Raw genomic sequence first — 19598 nt, 5'->3', positions numbered from 1 at the left:
TGTTGGATGAAATATTGCTCTCAGACGAGTTGTGATCCGATGAGACGTTGTCAGATACATTGTGTTCCGATGCGTTGTTCCCAGATGATGCGAAACCTTCGATCCGCCAGACTTCCATAAGGAACCTCCTATAACTCCGCGAAAAGGGACCTTCTCATACTTGCGTGAACAGGGACCTCTTCATACTTGCGCGAACGGGGACCTCTTCATACTTGCTTGAACAGGTACCTCTTCGTACTTGCGTGAAACGTTGCAGTTTAGAACCAATGCATCATCGCTTTCCAAGCCTCTTCGCCGTAATCGAGTACCGCTAAGCGAACCTGTACTTTTTCAGGCTGACCCGTCGGTCCATTGATGGATATGGTTTCCAGCGGTGGGAGGTCGGGGAACCCTGCCGTGTTTGGGACCGCATCTCCAGAAGCGATATCGATGAAGCACAGCGGTGGGAATAGAACGCACCACCAGTTTTGCCCTTGACCCTTGCCCAGTGTAATAACAAGTGCCTTGTACTCACCAGCTGGGTAGACCTGATTGCCATACAGTTTGGTCGGAAATGGGGCCTTGCCAACCATCGCCTTCACAGGGTAGGTAAAACCGTGTTGACGGGTTACCTTGAGTGCTATGGCGCGCAGTTTTGGCAGGGCAGCTGTCACTCGGGCCTGTGCCTCCGGTTCTGTCTTTGCACCGTGTACCAATTTGGCAACCTCTATGACAATCGCATTGCGGACATCGCGTTTCACGTTTTGGTCCTGCGTTGAGTCACTGTTTGCGATAATCCTCAGCCGAAACGCCTGCTGCGGGATGGGCGCATCATGCGGTGTTGCGACATCGTAAGCCTCAGTGGTCAGAATCGGCCCATTATTCGCTGATGAGTTACCGGTTTGTGTTGTCGTTAGTGATTGTGCCACAGCGCTTTGCGAGTTGCCAGTGTTGGCTCTGCTGCCTCCTTGCTGCGCAGTCAAGCCTGGCCCGCCTATGCCCAACATCGCTCTGGCAACTGCCGTCACACATACGACTCCAACCACGAACACTGCCAACCGTTTTCCGACACTCATCAGCGACCCCTCCTACCATTTCTAGTAGGAAGTTTGGCCACAGATTGCTAGATTTAAACGCAGGCTCACGAAAATACGGATCACGTGCTGTGCGAAGCACGGTGGTTGGCGAATGAACTTTGCTCCCCTGTTGGGGGTTCGTAGGTCCATACGGCAGAGAGCTACACAAAGGAGGGCACGAGTGCAAGCATGCGAGAATGCGAGAATGTCAGGATGTCACGATTGCAGGGTTTGGCGCCGACGGCCAGGTAAGTCAGAGGCTCCTCATGTACGTTAAACAACCCCGAACGGCCATAATGGTCTCTATTCTCCAGGCATACCCATTGGGGTATGTTGATTTAAGGGAATATTTTTCCCTTGTCCGTACTAATTCAGAAGACGCGCTTGAAATAACGAACCGAACTTCCTTTGTTACCTGATACACTGCCGATTTGATTCAGTTATGAGGGGACAGGGGAAATTTTGTACTCTATCCAACGCTGAACTTTGATTTTCGGGTGATCAACGAACTTTTCTTCCCTTATTCAACCATCTGGGGCACCCTTGCTGAGGCACCCTCGCGTGAGGCACCTTTCAACCATCTGGGGCACCCTTGCTGAGGCACCCTTGCTGAGGCACCCTTGCTGAGGCACCCTTGCTGAGGCACCCTTGCTGAGGCACCCTTCACATCCACTCTGTCAATGCCCTTTGAACAGTCTGTCTGACCGTGTCAGCCATCCCCACGGACTCCCTTCACGATCCGCTCAATCCCTTGTAAGTCTTTCAGGATTTTGAAATCCCAACTCCTGAAATCGGCTCCACCTGTTCCGTGGACAAACAGGTCTCGGACCGCAGGTGCCTGACCTGCTCCGACTTCAAGAAAGATAGCTGCCGGGCCGTCTGCAAAGATCCCATCACCCAACGACGCCAGCCCCCTGTAAAAATCGAGACCGTCTGGGCCCCCGTCAAGGGCTAAGCGTGGTTCGTGATCGCGTACGTCCATCGCCAATTCCTCGATATCCTGTGAAGGAATGTACGGTGGGTTGCTGACAACAATCTGGCCCGAGAAATCACGCAGCCAGTTAATGCCGTCGGCATGTACAAACGATACAGGCGCGTCATGGACCTGTGCGTTGCCGCGGGCAATCCGGAGAGCATCCATCGAAAGGTCAATCGCATAGACGTCGACACCCGGACACTCCAAGGCGACGGTCACAGCGATGGCTCCGCTTCCTGTGCCGATATCCGCCACCCGCAGATGGTCGCTGTATGCTCCTCCTGTCAGGCCGTGCACGTTCCCTCGATGTACGTCGTGGATATATGTAACGACGGCCTCAACGAGTAATTCTGTCTCCGGCCGCGGGATGAGACAACCCGGTTCAACGTGAAACCATCGTCCGTAAAAGGGTGCCTCGCCAATGATGTACTGGATGGGCTCCCCAGCGGATCGGCGCTTCACTGCCTCAAAAAAGCGTTTTGCAGCGTCTGCCGGAAGCGGATCCCCAAGTGACATCAGCATCTTTGTCGGAGTCCATCCGAGCACCGATTGAAGAAGCCATTCCGCCTCACCGCGTGCTATCTGCAAAGCATCCGCAACGGAAACAGGCCCGCCTTGTGACGGACCTGAGGACTCCAATAACTTGTTTAGCGCAACTTGCAGAGCTTGCCCGACTCTCTGTACGTCGTCCATCCCGTCGTCCATCCCGTCGTCCATCCCGTCGTCCATCCCGTCGTCCATCCCGTCGTCCATCATGCCTCCGCCGCGGTCAGCAATTCCGATCTCTCAGCTACGATGAGACTCTGGATGAGTTCATCGAGATCGCCATCGAGGACTTCTTCGATCCGATGCGTTGTAAACCCAATCCGATGATCCGTCACCCGGCTCTGCGGGAAGTTGTAGGTTCGGATGCGCTCGCTTCTATCGCCTGTGCCGACCTGGCTCTTGCGGTTGGCGTCGAGTTCGGCCTTCTGCTCCATCTCGTACTTCTCGTACAAACGAGCGCGCAGGACCTTCATCGCCTTGTCTTTGTTCTTCAGCTGCGACTTTTCGTCTTGACACGACACCACGATACCGGTCGGTAAGTGCGTTAAGCGAACCGCAGACTGAGTCGTGTTGACACTCTGTCCGCCTGGTCCAGTTGCGCAGAAGAGATCAATGCGAACGTCTTTATCCTGGATATCGATCTCGATGTCCTCCACCTCAGGCATCACTGCCACGGTGACAGTGGAGGTGTGGATACGTCCGCCCGACTCCGTCACCGGGACACGCTGCACCCGGTGCGTTCCGCTCTCAAACTTCAGCTTGCTGTAGGCACCCTTACCGAGGATCGACATGACGACCTGACGGAACCCATCAATATCCGTGTAGTTGGCATCAATAATCTCCGTCTTCCAGCCACTGCGTTCCGCATAACGCGAATACATACGGAGCAGGCGTGCGGCAAACAAGGCTGCCTCTTCGCCGCCTGCAGCCGCGCGGATTTCGAGGAAGACGTTTTTGTCGTCGTTCGGATCCTTCGGCAACAGGAGCACTTGCAGTTCCTGCTGCAACCGCTCAATCTCCTTGGAGCTCTCGTCAATCTCCTGCTTCACGAAGTCGCGCATTTCATCGTCGAGTTTCTCCTGCAGCATCTCTTTCGCTTCGGCGATCCGCTGCTGCGCTTGCTTGTATGCTTGGTAGGCCTCGACCGTCTCGCTCAGGTCAGACTGCTCTTTAGAGTATTTTTTCAGTTTTTCTGGGTCGCTGACGATGTCTGGATCGCACAGCCAGTTCCCCAACTGGTTGTATCTGTCCAGAATGGATTCTAAACGGTCGAACATGGCCGACACCTCATTATCTTCATCATCTATCATTTTAAAAAAACATGTATCTGCGACGCACCTGTCATTTACAAAAAAGCATCTGTCGGTTGCACAAAGCATCTATCCGTTACAAAAAGCCAAGTCAGAACCCTTCGAGACCGACGGTGACAGCTGTCTCGACAGCAACCCCGATACGCGCGAAAGTCCTGCTTGGCTTTGAAAGGTCTGTTTAAAGAAACCTCGGGTCTTAAACTGAAGCCAGGCAGACGACTGCCTGGCCTCGTCAATTCCTTTGTTATTCCTGGTTCTGTGATGCGAGTCCGTACTTCTTGTTGAACTTCTCTACACGTCCGCCTACATCGAGGAACTTCTGTCGACCCGTGAAGAATGGGTGGCAGTTAGAGCAAACTTCAACACGAAGGTTCTCCTTAGTGGATCCGGTCTCGTATGTTGCACCACAGGCACAGGTGACTGTTGTTGCATGGTACTCCGGATGGATTCCGGTCTTCATGAAAATCACCTCGCTTTAATGGATACATAAGACACTGCGAACCATTATAACACCATAAAAGCGAGTTGTCATCTTCCTTTTTACAATGGGTAAATTTATCTCGGCTTGGATTTGCAGGGAGTTGCTTGGGCGCGGGACAGGAGAAGGGAGGAGTGATTGACGTTGTCACTTGAGCTTGATGCCAGGCCCTAAAAACCCTGACCTGTTGCGCTCAACACCATCTCGTTTCTACCCTTATGCCTTTTTCTCTTTATGCTGTATCTCGAGTCCTGCGAGGAATTCTTCATTCGTCTTATAATGTTTGAACTTACGAATAAACAGTTCCGTGAAGTCCTGGTTGTCACCCATGGATTTACGGATCGCCCATACCTTGTCGAGCACAGGTTTTGGTAACAGCATCTCTTCACGCCGTGTCCCCGAACGTCGAATATCGAGCGAAGGAAAGACGCGTTTTTCTGCAAGTCTTCTGTCGAGGTGCAGCTCCAAGTTGCCGGTGCCTTTAAATTCTTCGTAAATGACGTCATCCATACGCGATCCGGTGTCAATCAGCGCCGTTGCCAGAATGGTCAAGCTGCCGCCTTCCTCAACTTTACGCGCAGCACCAAAGAAGCGCTTTGGGCGGTGGAATGCAGCGGGATCGATACCGCCAGACAATGTCCGTCCACTCGGCGGAACAACCAGGTTATACGCTCTGGCCAAACGTGTGATACTGTCCAACAAGATGATGACATCTCGCTTATGCTCGACAAGTCTGAGTGCACGCTCCAATACCAACTCAGCAACCTTAATGTGATTCTCAGGCACTTCGTCGAATGTAGAGGCGATTACCTCACCCTTGACGGACCGCTGCATATCGGTGACTTCTTCAGGACGTTCGTCAATCAGGAGAACAATCAGCGTGGCTTCAGGATAGTTCGTAGTGATAGCTGTGGCGATTTCCTTCAGTAAAACGGTCTTGCCTGCTTTGGGTGGTGCGACGATGAGACCGCGTTGACCAAAACCGATCGGGGCAAATAAATCAATGAGTCTTGTTGCTACCCGTTCTGGTGTTGTCTCTGTAACCATGTGAACTTCAGGAAACAAAGGTGTTAACGCGGGGAAATGCAATCTTTCCATTGCTTCTTGCGGGCTTACACCGTTGACGGCTTCGACGTGCAACAGGCCGAAATATCGTTCGTTGTCTTTGGGTGGGCGAACCTTACCGGAAACAACGTCACCTGTTCTGAGATCAAAGCGTCGAATCTGTGAAGCTGCAACGTAGATGTCTTCTGCGCTGGGAAGATAACCAATCGGTCTGAGGAATCCAAAGCCGTCCTGCATGATTTCGAGGACACCCTCGGCAAACATCAACCCGTCTTTCTCCGCTTGGGCACGTAGGATAGCAAAAATGAGTTCGCGTTTCTTCATGTTCCCGTAATACGGAATTTGGTATTCCTTTGCATACTGATACAACTCTGTCAGTTTTTTTGATTCTAGTTCTTTAATGTCCAATAAGCGTCCCCCACATTCTTAACGCACCCTTCACAGCAAGCAGTAAATCGCTTGCATTATATCATGTTTACCCGCGTAATCCTATTCTATGCCGTCACGAAGTGGATCGCCGCACGAATTTTCATTCAGGATTCCCTCTTAAAAGATTAGTGAGGCTCAAAGGGGAGGTAATTCCCGGGGCTTTTGATACCCTTTGACGCATTTTAGTGCGGCTCCGTTTAGTGCGGCTTCGTTTAGTGCGGCTTCGTTCGCTGCGGCTCCGTTTAGTGCGGCTCCGTTCGCTGCGCTATCCGGAGGGGGCACTTGCAGGACGAGGAGACCCTGACGCAGGCGCCCCAGCGCCAATGCCGATTGAAACCCTCCGCTGGATAGGAAGGGCTATGGATTTGGGACCCCCCGCTGCGCAAAAGTGTGTTACAAAGACGATGAGCCTGCCATACTGAGCGTGCCGTCAGTCACACCTGGTTTACGGGTCAGATCGTGCACGGCTTCGATGAACCGAACTGTGCCTGTTTTCGCCCGCATGACGATGGAATGGGTACGGGCCCGGGACTTGCCGATCATGCGCACACCCCGAAGCAATTCACCATCCGTAACACCGGTTGCAGCAAAGATGGCATCGTCGCCTTGAACGAGATCGTCCATATATAAAACGCGACTCACATCATCAATGCCCATTTCCCGGCAACGAAGCATCTGGGCTTCATCTTCCGGCAGGAGTCGTCCTTGCATTTCACCACCGAGGCACTTGAGGGCTGCGGCGGAGAGGACGCCTTCGGGAGCGCCACCGGATCCAAACAGAATGTCAACACCGGTATCTTCAAATGCTGTGTTGAGTGCTGCGGCCACGTCGCCATCTGAGATGAGGCGAATACGTGCTCCTGCCGCACGGACTTGTTCGATGATATGTGCGTGGCGGGGACGGTCAAGGATAACAGCAACCACATCCTGAACGTCTTTGTCCGTGGCCTTTGCGACGGCCTTCAGATTCTCTTCAATGGTGGCATCGAGATGAATTTTGCCTTTCGCACGGGGTCCCACGGCGATCTTGTCCATATACATATCCGGCGCATGAAGCAGCGTGCCACGGGGCGCTACAGCTACCACAGACATCGCGTTCCACGTACCTTTGGCGAGGATGTTGGTGCCCTCGAGCGGATCGACAGCGACGTCTACACGCGGTTCCGATCCGGTCCCGAGTTTCTCCCCGATATAGAGCATCGGCGCTTCATCCATCTCACCCTCACCGATCACAACAATACCGTCCATCTGCACCGTATCGAACATGCGTCGCATGGCGGTGGTCGCGGCGTCATCCGCTTCCATCTTGCGACCGCGCCCCATCCAACGCGCGCAGTTTAGTGCAGCCATCTCCGTGACACGTGCAATTTCAAGTGCCAGTTCTCTGTCCACGGTCATGTCCCCCTCTGATGATTGAAAACCCGTATATACTTTTCGATTTAATAATATAACACATTTATCAATATGTGACACAACATAGTACAGGCAATATTGGCGGATTTCCGGACTTCCGAATTTCAGACCGCCAGCGCTGCGATGGTCCAAACCTGGGAACCTTCAGGCTTGCGGACCTTCAGGCTCGCGAACCTTCAGGCTTGCGGACCTCTAGGTTTACCGACGTCCAGGCTTGCGGACCTCCAAACCTGCGAACCTTCAGGCTTGCGGACCTCTAGGCTTGCGGACCTCTAGGCTTGCGGACCTCTAGGCTTGCGAACCTTCAGACTTGCGAACCTTCAGACTTGCGAACCTTCAGGCTCGCGGAGCTCTAGGCTCGCGGGACGGTGAGACGAGCCCAATCCACTGCAAAGTGATATCTGCTCTCTCCTCGTCCCAACGGTGTGATATATTTTTGGAAACCGCGTTAAACAAGGAGATGCTCGTATGGAGACCTCGCTAGAAGCCCTGCTGAATCCGCAGGTGAAGGATATCCAAATTTCCGGGATCCGGCGTTTGTTCAACTTGATCCCCAACCATCCTGGAGCGCTGTCGCTCACGATTGGGCAGCCGGATTTCCCCACACCGGATCATGTGAAGGAAGCTGCCAAACGAGCTATCGACGAAAATCAGACGACGTACACCCATAACGCTGGCACGATTGAGGTACGCCGTGCGGCGAGCTATTTTGTTGAGCAAAGATACGGCCTTCGCTACCGGGCCGAGGACGAGATTATCACAACCAATGGTGTCAGTGAGGCGATTGACATCGTACTGCGCGCGATTCTCGAGCCAGGATGCGAAGTCGTTCTCCCAGGGCCTGTGTATCCTGCGTATGAGCCGCTTATCCGCATGGCACTCGCCCATCCTGTCTACGTGGATACACGGGACTCGGATTTCATCCTGACCGCAGAGAAACTGGAGCGGCACCTGACAGACCGAACGCGTTGTGTGATTCTCCCGTATCCGTCTAACCCGACCGGGTGCACCCTGCCGGCAGATGAACTACGTCGGATAGCTGATCTGCTGAGGGACAAGAACCTGTTTATCATCTCGGACGAAATCTACAGCGAACTGGTGTATGAAGGGGAACATCAATCGATTGCGACCTTCCCTGGGATGAGAGAGAAGACCATTGTGGTGAACGGATTATCAAAGTCGCACGCCATGACCGGATGGCGCATCGGGTTTACGTTTGCCCCGGCTTACATATCGAATCAGATGCTAAAGGTGCATCAATACAACGCCACCTGTGCGAGCAGCGTCAGCCAAGCTGCAGCCCTCGAAGCACTCACAAACGGCATCGATGATGCGAGTGAAATGCGGAAGGTGTATCGGGATCGGCGTGATTATGTATGCGACAGGCTCGAGCAAATGGGGCTTGAGGTCACAAGACCGAGCGGGGCATTCTATGTGTTCCCGTCGATCTCGAAGTTTGGGTTGTCATCGTGGGATTTCGCAGTCCGGATGTTGGCCGAGGCGCTCGTTGCTGTGGTCCCTGGGACCGCCTTCTCAGAGACTGGCGAAGGGCACGTCAGAATCTCGTATGCCGTCTTCATAGAGACCTTGGCGGAAGGCCTGAACCGGATGGAGCGGTTTGTGAAGTCGCTGGGGTGATTATGGTGGGCGTGGTAGGGCCCCGGGGTGGTGGTGACGGGGCGCCGGGGTGGGAGCAGGACGGGAGCAGGACGGGAGCAGGGGGGAACGGTGGCCTTAGCGGAACTCTGTTCCTTTAAAACGCCCGGACATCGCTGCGCGGCCAGTCGATTGACGGTCCGGTCACCTGATGTACTGGCCCTGAAGTCACAACTTAGTGCAGAGCACACGCTGTAAGGGAAGGTTTGTTCGTTGTTGACTGATTTCGGGCAGTCTGGCGACTTTTAGAGGAGAAAACTTCCGCTATGGGGCTTCAGGTCGGCAAAATAGCCCCGACAGCGAGCCATAAGGGAAAATTTGTTTGCTGTTTAAGCTGACGGTGGCTTGAAATCCGGATTAAGAGACAAATGGTACGTTATTCAGCGCATTCCAGGTTGTTTAGAGCATTTAATATGGAGAGGCAGGCCGGAGGCCTGCCTTCCTCATTTCATTGGTTCGAACAAGCCCTACAAGCCCTACAAGCCTCGCTCGCACTTCCACTCGATGTAACGGGTGATAAGTCCGACAGCCACTTCAATGGCTCCTTCATTCGGCTCAATTTTACTGTGATGTAGTCCGTACGGTGTATCGACTCCGAGCCAAAACATGAATCCTGGAATTTTAGCGAGGAAATCGCCGAAATCTTCCCCCGTCATCGCAGGCCCGCATTCAACCAACTCGACTGAGAGCTGGCCGCCGGTGTCTGTTACCCCGCGTGCCTGGCGTATGGCTTGCGCTTCGGCCTTTTGTTCTGCCTGCGCCTGATGCCGCTCGCCTAACCCATCTAACGCACCCATCCCCTGCACGAACTCCATAAACTCCTGCGTCAGACCGCTGTCGTTCCAGACCTGTGTGTAGTTGGCGCCGTAATCAATGGTCGCTTTACACTCAAACCCAACCTCAATGCCCTTGACCAGCGCTTCAATGCGTGCCTTGACGGCCTTCATTGCAGTCATGGACATCGTTCGAATGGTACCTTCGAGGCGCGCTGTTTCGGCGATGATGTTTTGCTTCGTACCCCCGGTGAGCTTCCCGATGGTGACGACGGCGGAGTCGAGCGGATCGACATTGCGGGAAACGATGCTCTGCAGTTGCGTGATCAGATGGGCACCAGCAACAATCATGTCTCGGGTCCGATGCGGGTAGGCCGCATGGCCGCCGAGGCCGACGAGATCGATGAAAAGCTCCGACGTGTTCGCGAACAACAGGCCTTCGCGAGTGGCAATCGTACCAACAGGGTACTCAGGTGCGATATGAAGCGCGAGCATCATGTCCGGCCGCCAGAGGTTGAACTCATCGCTCACAAGCATCGGTTTGGCGCCCCCAGGGCCCTCTTCCGCAGGTTGAAACACCATCAGCAGGTTTTGCTTCGGCGGATGAACTGCGAAGTGGCGTAAGACGCCGAGCGCGATCGACATGTGCATGTCGTGCCCGCACGCGTGCATAAAGCCGGGATGGGTAGACTTGAAGTCATACGAAGTCTCTTCGACAATCGGCAAGCCATCGATGTCTGTCCGATAACCAATGGTGAATCCCGCTCCACCCGCCGCGCCAACAGTCCCAGCTCCAGCCCCGGCCTCAGCCCCCGCTCCAGCCCCGGCCTCAGCGCCAGCTCCAGCGCCAGCTCCAACAGTCCCCACGTCAGCCCCGGCCCCGGCCTCAGCTCCGGCGCCAGCAGCCTCCGTGCCGCGCACCATGACTAACACGCCCGTGCGCCAGGTCTTGACCTCGATGTTGTCCTGCGGGAGGGTAGAGATCCATGCCAGCAGTTGCGCTTGCGTTTCAAACTCCTCATAGCCAGGCTCAGGGATCTCATGAAGCCGCCGACGAATTTGGGTTAACGTCAGACCGTCGTACACCTGTACGTCCTGCATTAGAGTTGCCTCAGTTCCTGCTTGATCTCGATTTTCGACTGCGTCTTGCTGTCGATCTGCTTAATCACGCGGGCCGGGACGCCAGCGACAACAACGTTTTCCGGCACGTCTTCGATCACGATGGCACCCGCCGCCACAACCGATCCCTTGCCAACTCGGACACCCTCTAGAATGACGGCGTTCGCCCCGACCAAAACGTTATCCTCAATCACAACCGGCTTAGCCGATGGCGGCTCTACGACGCCGGCGACGACCGAGCCTGCACCGATGTGACAGTTCTTCCCGATGATGCCGCGACCGCCGACGACCGCGTTCATGTCGATCATCGTGCCTTCGCCAATGACAGCTCCGATGTTGATGGAAGCCCCCATCATGATGACTGCGTTGTTGCCGATCTCGACCTGATCGCGAATGATTGCCCCCGGCTCAATGCGGGCGTGGATGCCCTTGAGGTCGAGGAGCGGGATCGCCGAATTGCGACGGTCATTCTCAATCACCATATCCTCAATCGCGTCTGCGTGGGCTTCGAGGACGGGTTGCAAGTCTTTCCACTCGCCAAAGACAACACCCGTAGAATCGTTGATGAACGTATGTATGCTCTCGCCAAACTGAATCTCACTCAGACGGCCCTTTAAGTACACCTTGACGGGCGTCTTCTTTTCGCTTGATCGAATAAACTCAATAATTTGCTCCGCGTCCACGATCCGGTTATCCCCTTCCAAGACTAAACTAAAATGTAGCCCGCGGCCGTTGGCACGCGGGCACGATGATTTACCCGGAAAAGCTGTTCATTGTAGTCCATGCCAGACGACATCTGAGCCGCCGATGCCACAGACGCATGGGCGTGTCAGCAGGCCTGCCACCGACCCCAGTGAGCCTGGTCATCCGGCCTGCGACTGAAGGTGAGCCCAAACACATACGCTACTCTGCTTACTTCTTGTTTGCGACCGTGCTCCAATCCGCCAAGAAGCGTTCAATACCTTGGTCGGTGAGTGGGTGCTTCGTCATCTTATCGAGGACACTGTACGGGCAGGTGGCAATATGCGCGCCAGCCAAAGCAGCCTGAGTCACGTGCATTGGGTGTCGGATACTTGCCGCGATGATCTCAGTGTCGATCCCATGGATGTCAAAGATGGTGCTGATGTCGCGGATCAATTCCACGCCGTCATAGCTGATATCATCGAGACGGCCAATGAACGGGCTGACAAACGATGCACCCGCCCGCGCTGCCAACAGTGCCTGGTTCGCGCTGAAGACCAACGTAACATTGGTGCGGATGCCCTTCTGTGCGAAGCGGTGCACAGCCTTCAGGCCTTCCGATGTCATCGGCACCTTGACGACGATGTTTTTGTGCATCGCGGCATACTTTTCGCCTTCCTCAACCATGCCATCTGCATCCAGGCTAATGACCTCAGCGCTGATGGGTCCGTCGACAATCTCCAGGATCTCTTTCAAGACCTGCACAAAGTCACGGCCTTCTTTTGCGACTAAGCTTGGGTTCGTCGTGACACCAGCCAAAATTCCCATTTCTGCGGCATCCTTGATTTCCGAGACATTCGCTGTGTCGATAAACAGTTTCACTTGGCTCCACCCCTATATTTTTATATTTCGAACAAGCACTCCCGCTACATTCTAAGGACCGTCTCGTGGTGTCCAAAACGTCTACAGGCCAAATCGCATGATCTGACCTGTCATCGGAGTTGTTTCCACGAAGGAGTTGTTCCCACAAAGGAGTTGTGCCCACGAACGGTTTTATGCTTTTCGCGGAATACCAAGCAGTGCTCGTGCTTCGTCTGGTGTGGCCACAGGCCGATCTAGCTCAGCTGCAATTCGTGCCACACGTTCGACCAACTGCGCATTGCTGATCGCAAGTTCTCCTTTACGATAATAGATATTATCCTCAAATCCAACCCGTACATGCCCGCCAAGTGGAATTGCAAGCGCTGCCATCGGCAATTGGTGCCTGCCAATTCCTGCAACTGACCAACTTGCGCCCGCAGGAATGGATTCCATTAGGAACAACAGGTTCTTCGCACTCGCCGGAAGTGCGCCCGGAACCCCCAGCACAAAGTCGAAATGAAACGGTGGTTCAACAAGGCCAAGCTTTGCTAAATTCATTGCATTCGCGATCATTCCAGAATCAAAAATCTCGAATTCCGGGCGGACCCCCCGCTTCTGAAACTCCGAGGCAAACCGTTCGAGCAGTTCTGGACTGTTCCAAAACACCTCTTTACCGAAGTTGACCGTCCCGCACGTGAGCGTTGCCATCTCCGGAGCCAGTTCAATGGGTTGCAGGCGTTCCTCAGGTGTCATCCAAACGGCTCCGCCAGTTGACACCTGCACAATAATGTCCGTTTTCTCGCGAATGGCTTCAATCGTCTCGCGAAACCGCTCCTTATCCTGAGTCGGCCTCGCATCGTCCGTGCGTACATGAAGATGGCAGATGCTCGCGCCTGCGTCCCGGCAAGCCTTTGCTGCATCCGCAATCTGTTCCGGCGTGATGGGGAGGTTTGGCTGATCCGATGGCATTGTCTCCGCCCCAACCATCGCCGCTGTGATGATGAGCTTATCCGTATCACTCACCGCCTTGTCGTCACTTTATGAGACCTTTCACTTGGCCCTTTGCTGTTCAAATCACGCCTGGGCAAGGCATAGTGAAATCAGTGGTCGATCCGTTGTTTATCCAGCGGCACAACACAGGTGCCACTGGCGTATGTAACAAGCACTGGCGGGTCGAGGGCATTGGCAGCGGAGGGGACAGCGGGATCGATATTGGCCTCAATCACCTTCATCGCCACAAATTCCATTCGCCGAGATGTTCGACCAACCTTCGTGATGCGGCCCTTCGCTTCAATGTAATCCCCGGCATACACAGGTGCCTTAAACTCCACACAGTCGTATGCCACAAAAAGTCCTTCATCTCCGTCATGACGAATCAAAAGCTCAGTCGCGACATCGCCAAACAGGCCCAGCATTCGGGCACCATCAACAAGGCGACCCCCATAATGTGCATCGTGTTCGCTCATCCGCAACCGAATGGTAACTTCCCAACTGCCGTCTAGTCTGCCTTCATCCATCATTCGTACACCCCCAGCAGGGTACTCATCTTGGTGTTGCTCAATTATTGCAGTTGTGCCCGTACAGCCTGACGCAACTCGTCGATGTCGAAAGGCTTGGTGAAGTGGGCCAAGGCCCCCATCTCCATGGCTTCCTGAATGAGATCGAGTTCGCCATAAGCTGTCATCATGATGACCTTGGTGTCTACCTCCATCTTGCGGATATTTCGTAGAATTTCAAGGCCATCCATGCCCGGAATCTTCATGTCCAGCAAAATTAGATCTGGTTTGTCGGCCTTGACCAACTCTAACGCTTTTTGGCCATTGGGTGCTTGGGACACGGTGTAACCCTCTTGTGACAGTACCTCTTGCAGTAGTACACGGATGCCAAATTGATCGTCAACAATCAGTACTTTCTTCTCCAAGCTGTCTCCTCCTTTGGAGCCGTTCCATGGTCAGTGAGTTGCTCATGGTCAAACGGGCTGCTGGTTTGTATGCGGTATCACAGACAGTTAGTGTGATGCTGAAGCGCGTTGTGGTGCAGTTCAGCGCTCTCGATAAATGCCTCTGGAAACATTTAAGCACGAGTGAAACGTATTGATGCAAGTCTGTACCGCCGTCTTGTATATCTTTCGCTAAAAGTTCGTAATTCTCCTGCCGGCGAGCCGGCCCCCGCGCTTCACACGCAATGTTTGGAAGACGCATGAAAAAACCATTGCACATAGAAAACGGGAGCCTCGGCTCCCGTTTTCGTATCGAATCATCTTCTGTTGAGATTGCTCACGCCGTTGATTAAAAATTGCTTTTATCGAGAAATGCCGTTTATTGAAACGCCTGGGTTATCGAGCAGTCTGGTGTAAATGACCCTGCTGATAAGCGAGTGCGTGCGCAACAAAGTCACGGAACAGCGGCTGTGCACGGTTCGGGCGGGACGTGAACTCCGGATGGAACTGCACGGCAACATACCACGGATGTTCCTTCTGAGCCACCTCAACCATCTCAACCAAGCGGCCATCCGGTGATGTCCCACTGATGATGAGACCCGCGTCAACGAGTTGTTCGCGGTAGTCATTGTTGAATTCAAAGCGATGACGGTGGCGCTCGACAATCGAGTCCTTACCATAGGCCTCAGCTGCATGCGTGCCTGGTACGACACTGCATTCGTACCCGCCAAGGCGCATCGTGCCACCCTTTTCCTCGACGAACTTCTGCTCAGGCAGCAGGTCGATGACCGGATAGGATGTTTCCGGATCAAACTCGCTGCTGTGCGCGCCCTGCATTTGCGCAACGTGACGAGCGAACTCAACCACGGCGATTTGCATGCCGAGACAAATTCCGAAGTACGGAATCTTGTGTTCACGGGCGTATTTGGCAGCGATGATTTTGCCTTCAATACCGCGATCGCCAAAACCGCCAGGCACGAGAATACCATCCACCCCGCAGAGAAGTTCTTCCACATTCTCTGCAGTCACATCTTCGGATTGCACCCAGAGAATGTCCACTGATGTGTCACTTTCATAGCCGCCGTGCTGGAGCGCCGCTGCCACACTTGCGTAAGCGTCCTGGAGGGCGACGTATTTGCCGACTACTGCAATCCGGACTTGGTGTTGCAAGGTCTTGATGCGGTTAATCATCTTGCACCACTCAGTCATATCCGGCTGAGGTGCCTCAAGTTTCAGATGACGAAGTACAGTGTCATCGAAGCCTTGTTCACGGAGGAGCAACGGCACTTCATACAGCACCTCGGCATCCCTGGCTTCAACCACGGAATCTATATCTGTATCGCAGAAGAGCGCAATCTTGCGCTTTACATCCAGACTCAAAGGAACTTCGGTACGACAGACAATGATATGAGGATTAATACCAATACTGCGCAGTTCCGCAACCGAGTGTTGCGTTGGTTTGGTCTTTACTTCACCGCTGACAGAGAGGTACGGAATCAAGGTGACATGAATGTAGAGCACATTGTCACGGCCGACTTCGCTTTTCATCTCGCGGATGGCTTCAAGAAATGGCAGACTCTCAATGTCGCCTACCGTACCGCCGATCTCGGTGATGACGAAGTCCGTTTCTGGTGTTGCAGCCTGCAGAATGCGATCCTTAATCTCATTGGTAATATGAGGTATAACCTGTACGGTTCCACCTAAGTAATCACCGCGGCGTTCTTTCGTGATGACAGACCAGTAGATTCTGCCGCTCGTCACGTTGTTGTCTTGCGTCAGCTCGTTGTCGATAAATCTCTCGTAGTGACCAAGATCAAGGTCAGTCTCTGCACCGTCGACGGTGACAAACACTTCACCATGCTGATACGGACTCATCGTCCCTGGATCAACATTGATGTACGGATCGAATTTCTGTATCGTTACCCGGAATCCCCGGTTCTTTAAAATCCGCCCAAGAGACGCAGCTGTAATTCCCTTGCCGAGCCCCGAGACTACACCACCGGTGACAAAGATAAACTTGGACATCTGTGCTCCTCCTCGTCAATTCCAAACCAAAGACCGCACAAAAACAGCGTTCTGGAGGACCCAGAACGCAAGTTTTGTTCGTTCGCCCCAATTACTATACCACAGATGGTGTGGGACGAGTAGACATTACCGATCGTCATCCTCATCATCTGGATTGGAGTCATCAAGCTCGTCGTCAGGATAGGGTTCATCATCGCTTTCATCCGCGAAGTCGGAATCCTCTATATCCTCTTCGACATCACTGTCTTCATCACCATCGAAGTCGTCGTCGGCGTCTTCGGTGTCGTCATTTTCATCGAAATCGTCGTCGCTGTTGAGCTTATCGTAGTCATCGCCGTCTTCGGTGTCGTCTTCCGCCTCGCCGATTTCAGCAATGCTGTCCTCTTCTTCGTCATAATCATCGAGTAACTCATCATCATCACTGAAGGCGTCGCCGCTGCTGCGAACGAAACGCTTGCTCGACTGCGGACGTTCGTTGGCCTTCTCAACCGGGTACCAGCGTCTCAGGCCCCAGACATTCTGTCCGAGGTGAATAAACCGACCATCAATGTTGATTTCCGTGTACAGTCGTGCAATGACGTCCATCGCTTCTTCTTCAGTCATGCCGCGAAGTGTACGGATTTCTTCCATGATGTCACGGAAGTAAATCGGTTCTTTCTTGGCTTTTAACAGTTCGTATGCAATCTCCACCAGAGGTAATTGCTGAATTTCGTCAGCACTCTTAGAAAGTGAAGCTGTCATGAGATACCCTCCCTCAGACCAGGTACAAAACCCGCCGTGGCAAATAAGAAGGATTATAGCACACGGCCTGCACAATATGGAAACTCGCGCGTCCATCGTACACGATGTCCACCCTGATGGCAACGCATGAGAGGCCCATTTTCAATCCTGACAGCAACGCACGAGAGGCTATTTTTACCCACAACGTCTGAAAGTCGACCGAGATTGAATCGGCTATTCTGCGTCTCGTCCAAGATTCGTCAACCACGGCAGGTCGACAAGCAGCTCATCGAGGGCCCGGTACGGATCAAGTTGTGTTTCATCCTCCAAGATTCGTTGCCAACGTAAATCGGTGTCTGCGCGGTCTTCCACATACCTCGATAGGTGTCCTTGCAAGAGTTGCAGCGTCTCTCGCTTGTGCCGTTCTTTGCGTCGCGCCTTCCAAAACCCGCTTGTTTTGAGATGATGTCGATGGCTTTCGAACGCTGTCCACATCTCAGGAATGCCTTCTCCGTGCGCCGCCTTGGTCCGAACAATCGGGGGCTGCCAATCCTCACGAAAAGAGGACTTGTCCATCAACATCATCTGAATCTCACGCACAAGGGCCTCAGCACCAGGCAGGTCAAACTTGTTGACGACAAACACATCCGCGATTTCCATAATGCCAGATTTGGCAGTCTGCACACCGTCCCCCGCACCAGGCGTGAGCACCAGTGCAATTGTATCCGCCACGGACATGACGTCGAGCTCGGCCTGTCCAACGCCGACGGTCTCGAGCAAAACCACATCGCAACCGAAGGCTTCGAACACATACAGCATCTCCCGGGATCCCTTGGCGAGGCCCCCAAGCGTCCCGCGGCTGCCCATACTTCGGATATACACGCCCTTGTCTTCGCTGTGTCTCGTCATCCGCACCCGGTCGCCGAGGAGTGCGCCGCCAGTGAAGGGGCTCGACGGATCGACAGCCAATACGCCAACGGAGAGACCAAGACCGCGCAGGTGCGCAATCAATCCGTCGACCAAGGAACTCTTGCCGGCCCCGGGCGATCCGGTGATCCCCACCAGATGCGCTCGCCCGGAATAGGGGTAGAGACCCTGCAGCAATTGACGTTTCTCCGGATGGTCATTTTCAACGAGCGTCATCGCTCTTGCGACCGCGCGAATGTCGCCCCGCAAAATGCGCGACACCAATGGATGCAAAGCGTCCACCTCCACGAAGCGATAGTCACCGCCGGAATCATTACCCCGTAAGGCCGTTGTTGTGATCATGTCGGACCAGGTGGACCGACATGCGGACCCATCTGACCCCACGTCAGCCCTGGAGGACCAGGTGGACCAGGTGGACCAACATCGGGATCGACCGTCACAATCCTTACTTTTGCTGTGTCAGGATGTGCCGAGCAATCACCATGCGTTGGATCTCGTTCGTACCCTCGTAAATCTGCGTGATTTTCGCATCACGCATCATCCGCTCAACCGGGTACTCCCGAATAAATCCGTAGCCGCCAAACACCTGCACCGCTTCGGTCGTCACTTCCATCGCGGTGTCGGAAGCAAACACCTTGCTCATGGCAGAGGCCTGTCCGTACGGCAGACCGCTCGACTCGAGCCAGGCCGCTTGGTACGTGAGGAGTCTCGACGCCTCAATCTTTGTGGCCATGTCGGCGAGTTTAAACTGAATCGCCTGCAGATCAGAGATAGGCTTGCCAAACTGTACGCGCTGCTTCGCGTAGTCTCGTGCCTGCTCAAACGCGCCTTGTGCGATACCGACCGCTTGTGCTGCAATGCCGTTGCGGCCGCCATCCAAGGTCATCATCGCGATCTTGAACCCGAACCCCTCGTCTCCCAAACGGTTTTCAACGGGAACGCGGCAGTCCTCAAAAATCAGCTCAACCGTTGTGGAAGCGCGGATGCCCATCTTCTTTTCTTTCTTGCCAATTGAGAAGCCCGGCATCCCTTTTTCTACGATAAACGCGGTGACACCGCGCGTTTTTTTCTCCGGTTCGGTGAGCGCGAAGACAACGTACACGTCTGCTGCACCACCGTTTGTGATAAACACCTTGCTGCCGTTGAGGACATAGTGGTCGCCATCCAGCTTCGCCGTAGTGCGCATGGCACCGGAGTCCGATCCAGACCCAGGCTCCGTCAACGCATAGGCACCGAGCCACTCGCCCTCTGCCATCTTGCGAAGATACTTCTGTTTCTGCTCTTCCGTGCCAAACTTATAGATCGGCCAGCCTGCCAAACTCGTGTGCGCCGACAGCACGACACCTGTCGAGGCACAGACGCGGGACAACTCTTCAACAGCAATGACGTAGGCAAGGAAGTCCATTCCAGCGCCGCCGTACTCCTCCGGCCAAGGGATACCCGTCAAGCCAAGTTCCGCCATTTTCTCAAACAGTCCGCGGTCAAAGTGTTCGGACTCGTCACGCTCTGCAGCCCCGGGGGCCACCTCGCGATCTGCAAAGTCGCGGACCAATCTGCGTAGTTGTTCGTGTTCTTGATCGAGTGTGAATTTCATTTCTATCAGCACGCTCCATTTCTATCGTTTG

The 19598-nt window shown here is 54.1% G+C and carries 17 protein-coding genes; 1 reads left to right on the top strand and 16 read right to left on the bottom strand.

The window, feature by feature from the left end:
- Positions 1-257: 257 nt before the first annotated feature.
- The 6 genes from spoIIR to glpX form a co-directional block, all read right to left on the bottom strand.
- On the bottom strand, positions 258-1055 hold the full coding sequence (spoIIR, locus tag AN477_RS15825) for a stage II sporulation protein R (RefSeq protein ID WP_054970129.1): 798 nt from the start codon (positions 1053-1055) through the stop codon (positions 258-260).
- A gap of 709 nt (positions 1056-1764) precedes the next feature.
- Positions 1765-2784 (bottom strand): peptide chain release factor N(5)-glutamine methyltransferase, encoded by a 1020-nt coding sequence (gene prmC / locus AN477_RS15815; protein ID WP_054970127.1) that lies wholly within the window; start codon positions 2782-2784, stop codon positions 1765-1767.
- Entirely contained in the window at positions 2784-3854 is a 1071-nt protein-coding gene (gene prfA / locus AN477_RS15810) for a peptide chain release factor 1 (protein WP_054970126.1), read from the bottom strand. Before prfA ends, prmC begins: the two co-directional genes overlap by 1 nt.
- A 277-nt stretch (positions 3855-4131) precedes the next feature.
- The gene (rpmE, locus tag AN477_RS15805) at positions 4132-4347 is read right to left on the bottom strand and encodes a 50S ribosomal protein L31 (RefSeq protein ID WP_054970125.1); all 216 of its coding nucleotides are present in this window, start codon (positions 4345-4347) and stop codon (positions 4132-4134) included.
- A 234-nt stretch (positions 4348-4581) separates the two neighbouring features.
- Entirely contained in the window at positions 4582-5838 is a 1257-nt protein-coding gene (gene rho / locus AN477_RS15800) for a transcription termination factor Rho (protein WP_054970124.1), read from the bottom strand.
- A 414-nt stretch (positions 5839-6252) separates the two neighbouring features.
- Positions 6253-7251, bottom strand: coding sequence for a class II fructose-bisphosphatase (gene glpX, locus AN477_RS15790; protein ID WP_054970122.1), 999 nt, complete (start codon positions 7249-7251; stop codon positions 6253-6255).
- Positions 7252-7740: 489 nt separating this feature from the next.
- Between glpX and AN477_RS15785 the strand changes: the two genes are divergently transcribed.
- The gene (locus tag AN477_RS15785) at positions 7741-8910 is read left to right on the top strand and encodes an aminotransferase A (RefSeq protein WP_054970121.1); all 1170 of its coding nucleotides are present in this window, start codon (positions 7741-7743) and stop codon (positions 8908-8910) included.
- 494 nt (positions 8911-9404) lie between these two features.
- Here AN477_RS15785 and AN477_RS15780 read toward each other — a convergent pair whose 3' ends face one another.
- From AN477_RS15780 to AN477_RS15735, 10 genes are all read right to left on the bottom strand, one after another.
- The gene (locus AN477_RS15780; RefSeq protein ID WP_054970120.1) at positions 9405-10802 is read right to left on the bottom strand and encodes an N-acetyldiaminopimelate deacetylase; all 1398 of its coding nucleotides are present in this window, start codon (positions 10800-10802) and stop codon (positions 9405-9407) included.
- Positions 10802-11506 (bottom strand): 2,3,4,5-tetrahydropyridine-2,6-dicarboxylate N-acetyltransferase, encoded by a 705-nt coding sequence (dapD, locus tag AN477_RS15775; protein WP_211266023.1) that lies wholly within the window; start codon positions 11504-11506, stop codon positions 10802-10804. Before dapD ends, AN477_RS15780 begins: the two co-directional genes overlap by 1 nt.
- Positions 11507-11732: 226 nt before the next feature.
- Positions 11733-12383, bottom strand: coding sequence for a fructose-6-phosphate aldolase (fsa, locus tag AN477_RS15770; protein WP_054970118.1), 651 nt, complete (start codon positions 12381-12383; stop codon positions 11733-11735).
- Positions 12384-12554: 171 nt separating this feature from the next.
- Positions 12555-13385, bottom strand: coding sequence for a 3-keto-5-aminohexanoate cleavage enzyme (kce, locus tag AN477_RS15765; protein ID WP_083486341.1), 831 nt, complete (start codon positions 13383-13385; stop codon positions 12555-12557).
- A gap of 77 nt (positions 13386-13462) precedes the next feature.
- Positions 13463-13882 carry a 3-aminobutyryl-CoA ammonia lyase gene (kal, locus tag AN477_RS15760; protein ID WP_245631852.1) on the bottom strand — a complete coding sequence of 140 codons (420 nt, stop codon included), beginning with the start codon at positions 13880-13882 and terminating at the stop codon, positions 13463-13465.
- A gap of 41 nt (positions 13883-13923) precedes the next feature.
- Complete coding sequence (locus tag AN477_RS15755) at positions 13924-14283, bottom strand: response regulator (protein ID WP_054970117.1); 360 nt, start codon at positions 14281-14283, stop codon at positions 13924-13926.
- A 414-nt stretch (positions 14284-14697) separates the two neighbouring features.
- Positions 14698-16326: a CTP synthase gene (locus AN477_RS15750; protein ID WP_054970116.1), complete on the bottom strand. Its 1629-nt coding sequence runs from the start codon at positions 16324-16326 to the stop codon at positions 14698-14700.
- Positions 16327-16452: 126 nt separating this feature from the next.
- Entirely contained in the window at positions 16453-17067 is a 615-nt protein-coding gene (rpoE, locus tag AN477_RS15745) for a DNA-directed RNA polymerase subunit delta (RefSeq protein ID WP_054970115.1), read from the bottom strand.
- A 213-nt stretch (positions 17068-17280) separates the two neighbouring features.
- Positions 17281-18246: a methylmalonyl Co-A mutase-associated GTPase MeaB gene (gene meaB, locus AN477_RS15740; protein ID WP_054970114.1), complete on the bottom strand. Its 966-nt coding sequence runs from the start codon at positions 18244-18246 to the stop codon at positions 17281-17283.
- 172 nt (positions 18247-18418) lie between these two features.
- Positions 18419-19567 carry an acyl-CoA dehydrogenase gene (locus tag AN477_RS15735; protein WP_054970113.1) on the bottom strand — a complete coding sequence of 383 codons (1149 nt, stop codon included), beginning with the start codon at positions 19565-19567 and terminating at the stop codon, positions 18419-18421.
- Positions 19568-19598 lie beyond the last annotated feature (31 nt).

Source organism: Paenalicyclobacillus ferrooxydans (assembly GCF_001399675.1).
In the GTDB taxonomy this organism is placed as follows: Bacteria; Bacillota; Bacilli; order Alicyclobacillales; family Alicyclobacillaceae; genus Alicyclobacillus_B; species Alicyclobacillus_B ferrooxydans.
The sequence above is the reverse complement of the archived record's forward strand: the minus strand, read 5'-3'. Positions and strand labels throughout refer to the sequence as shown.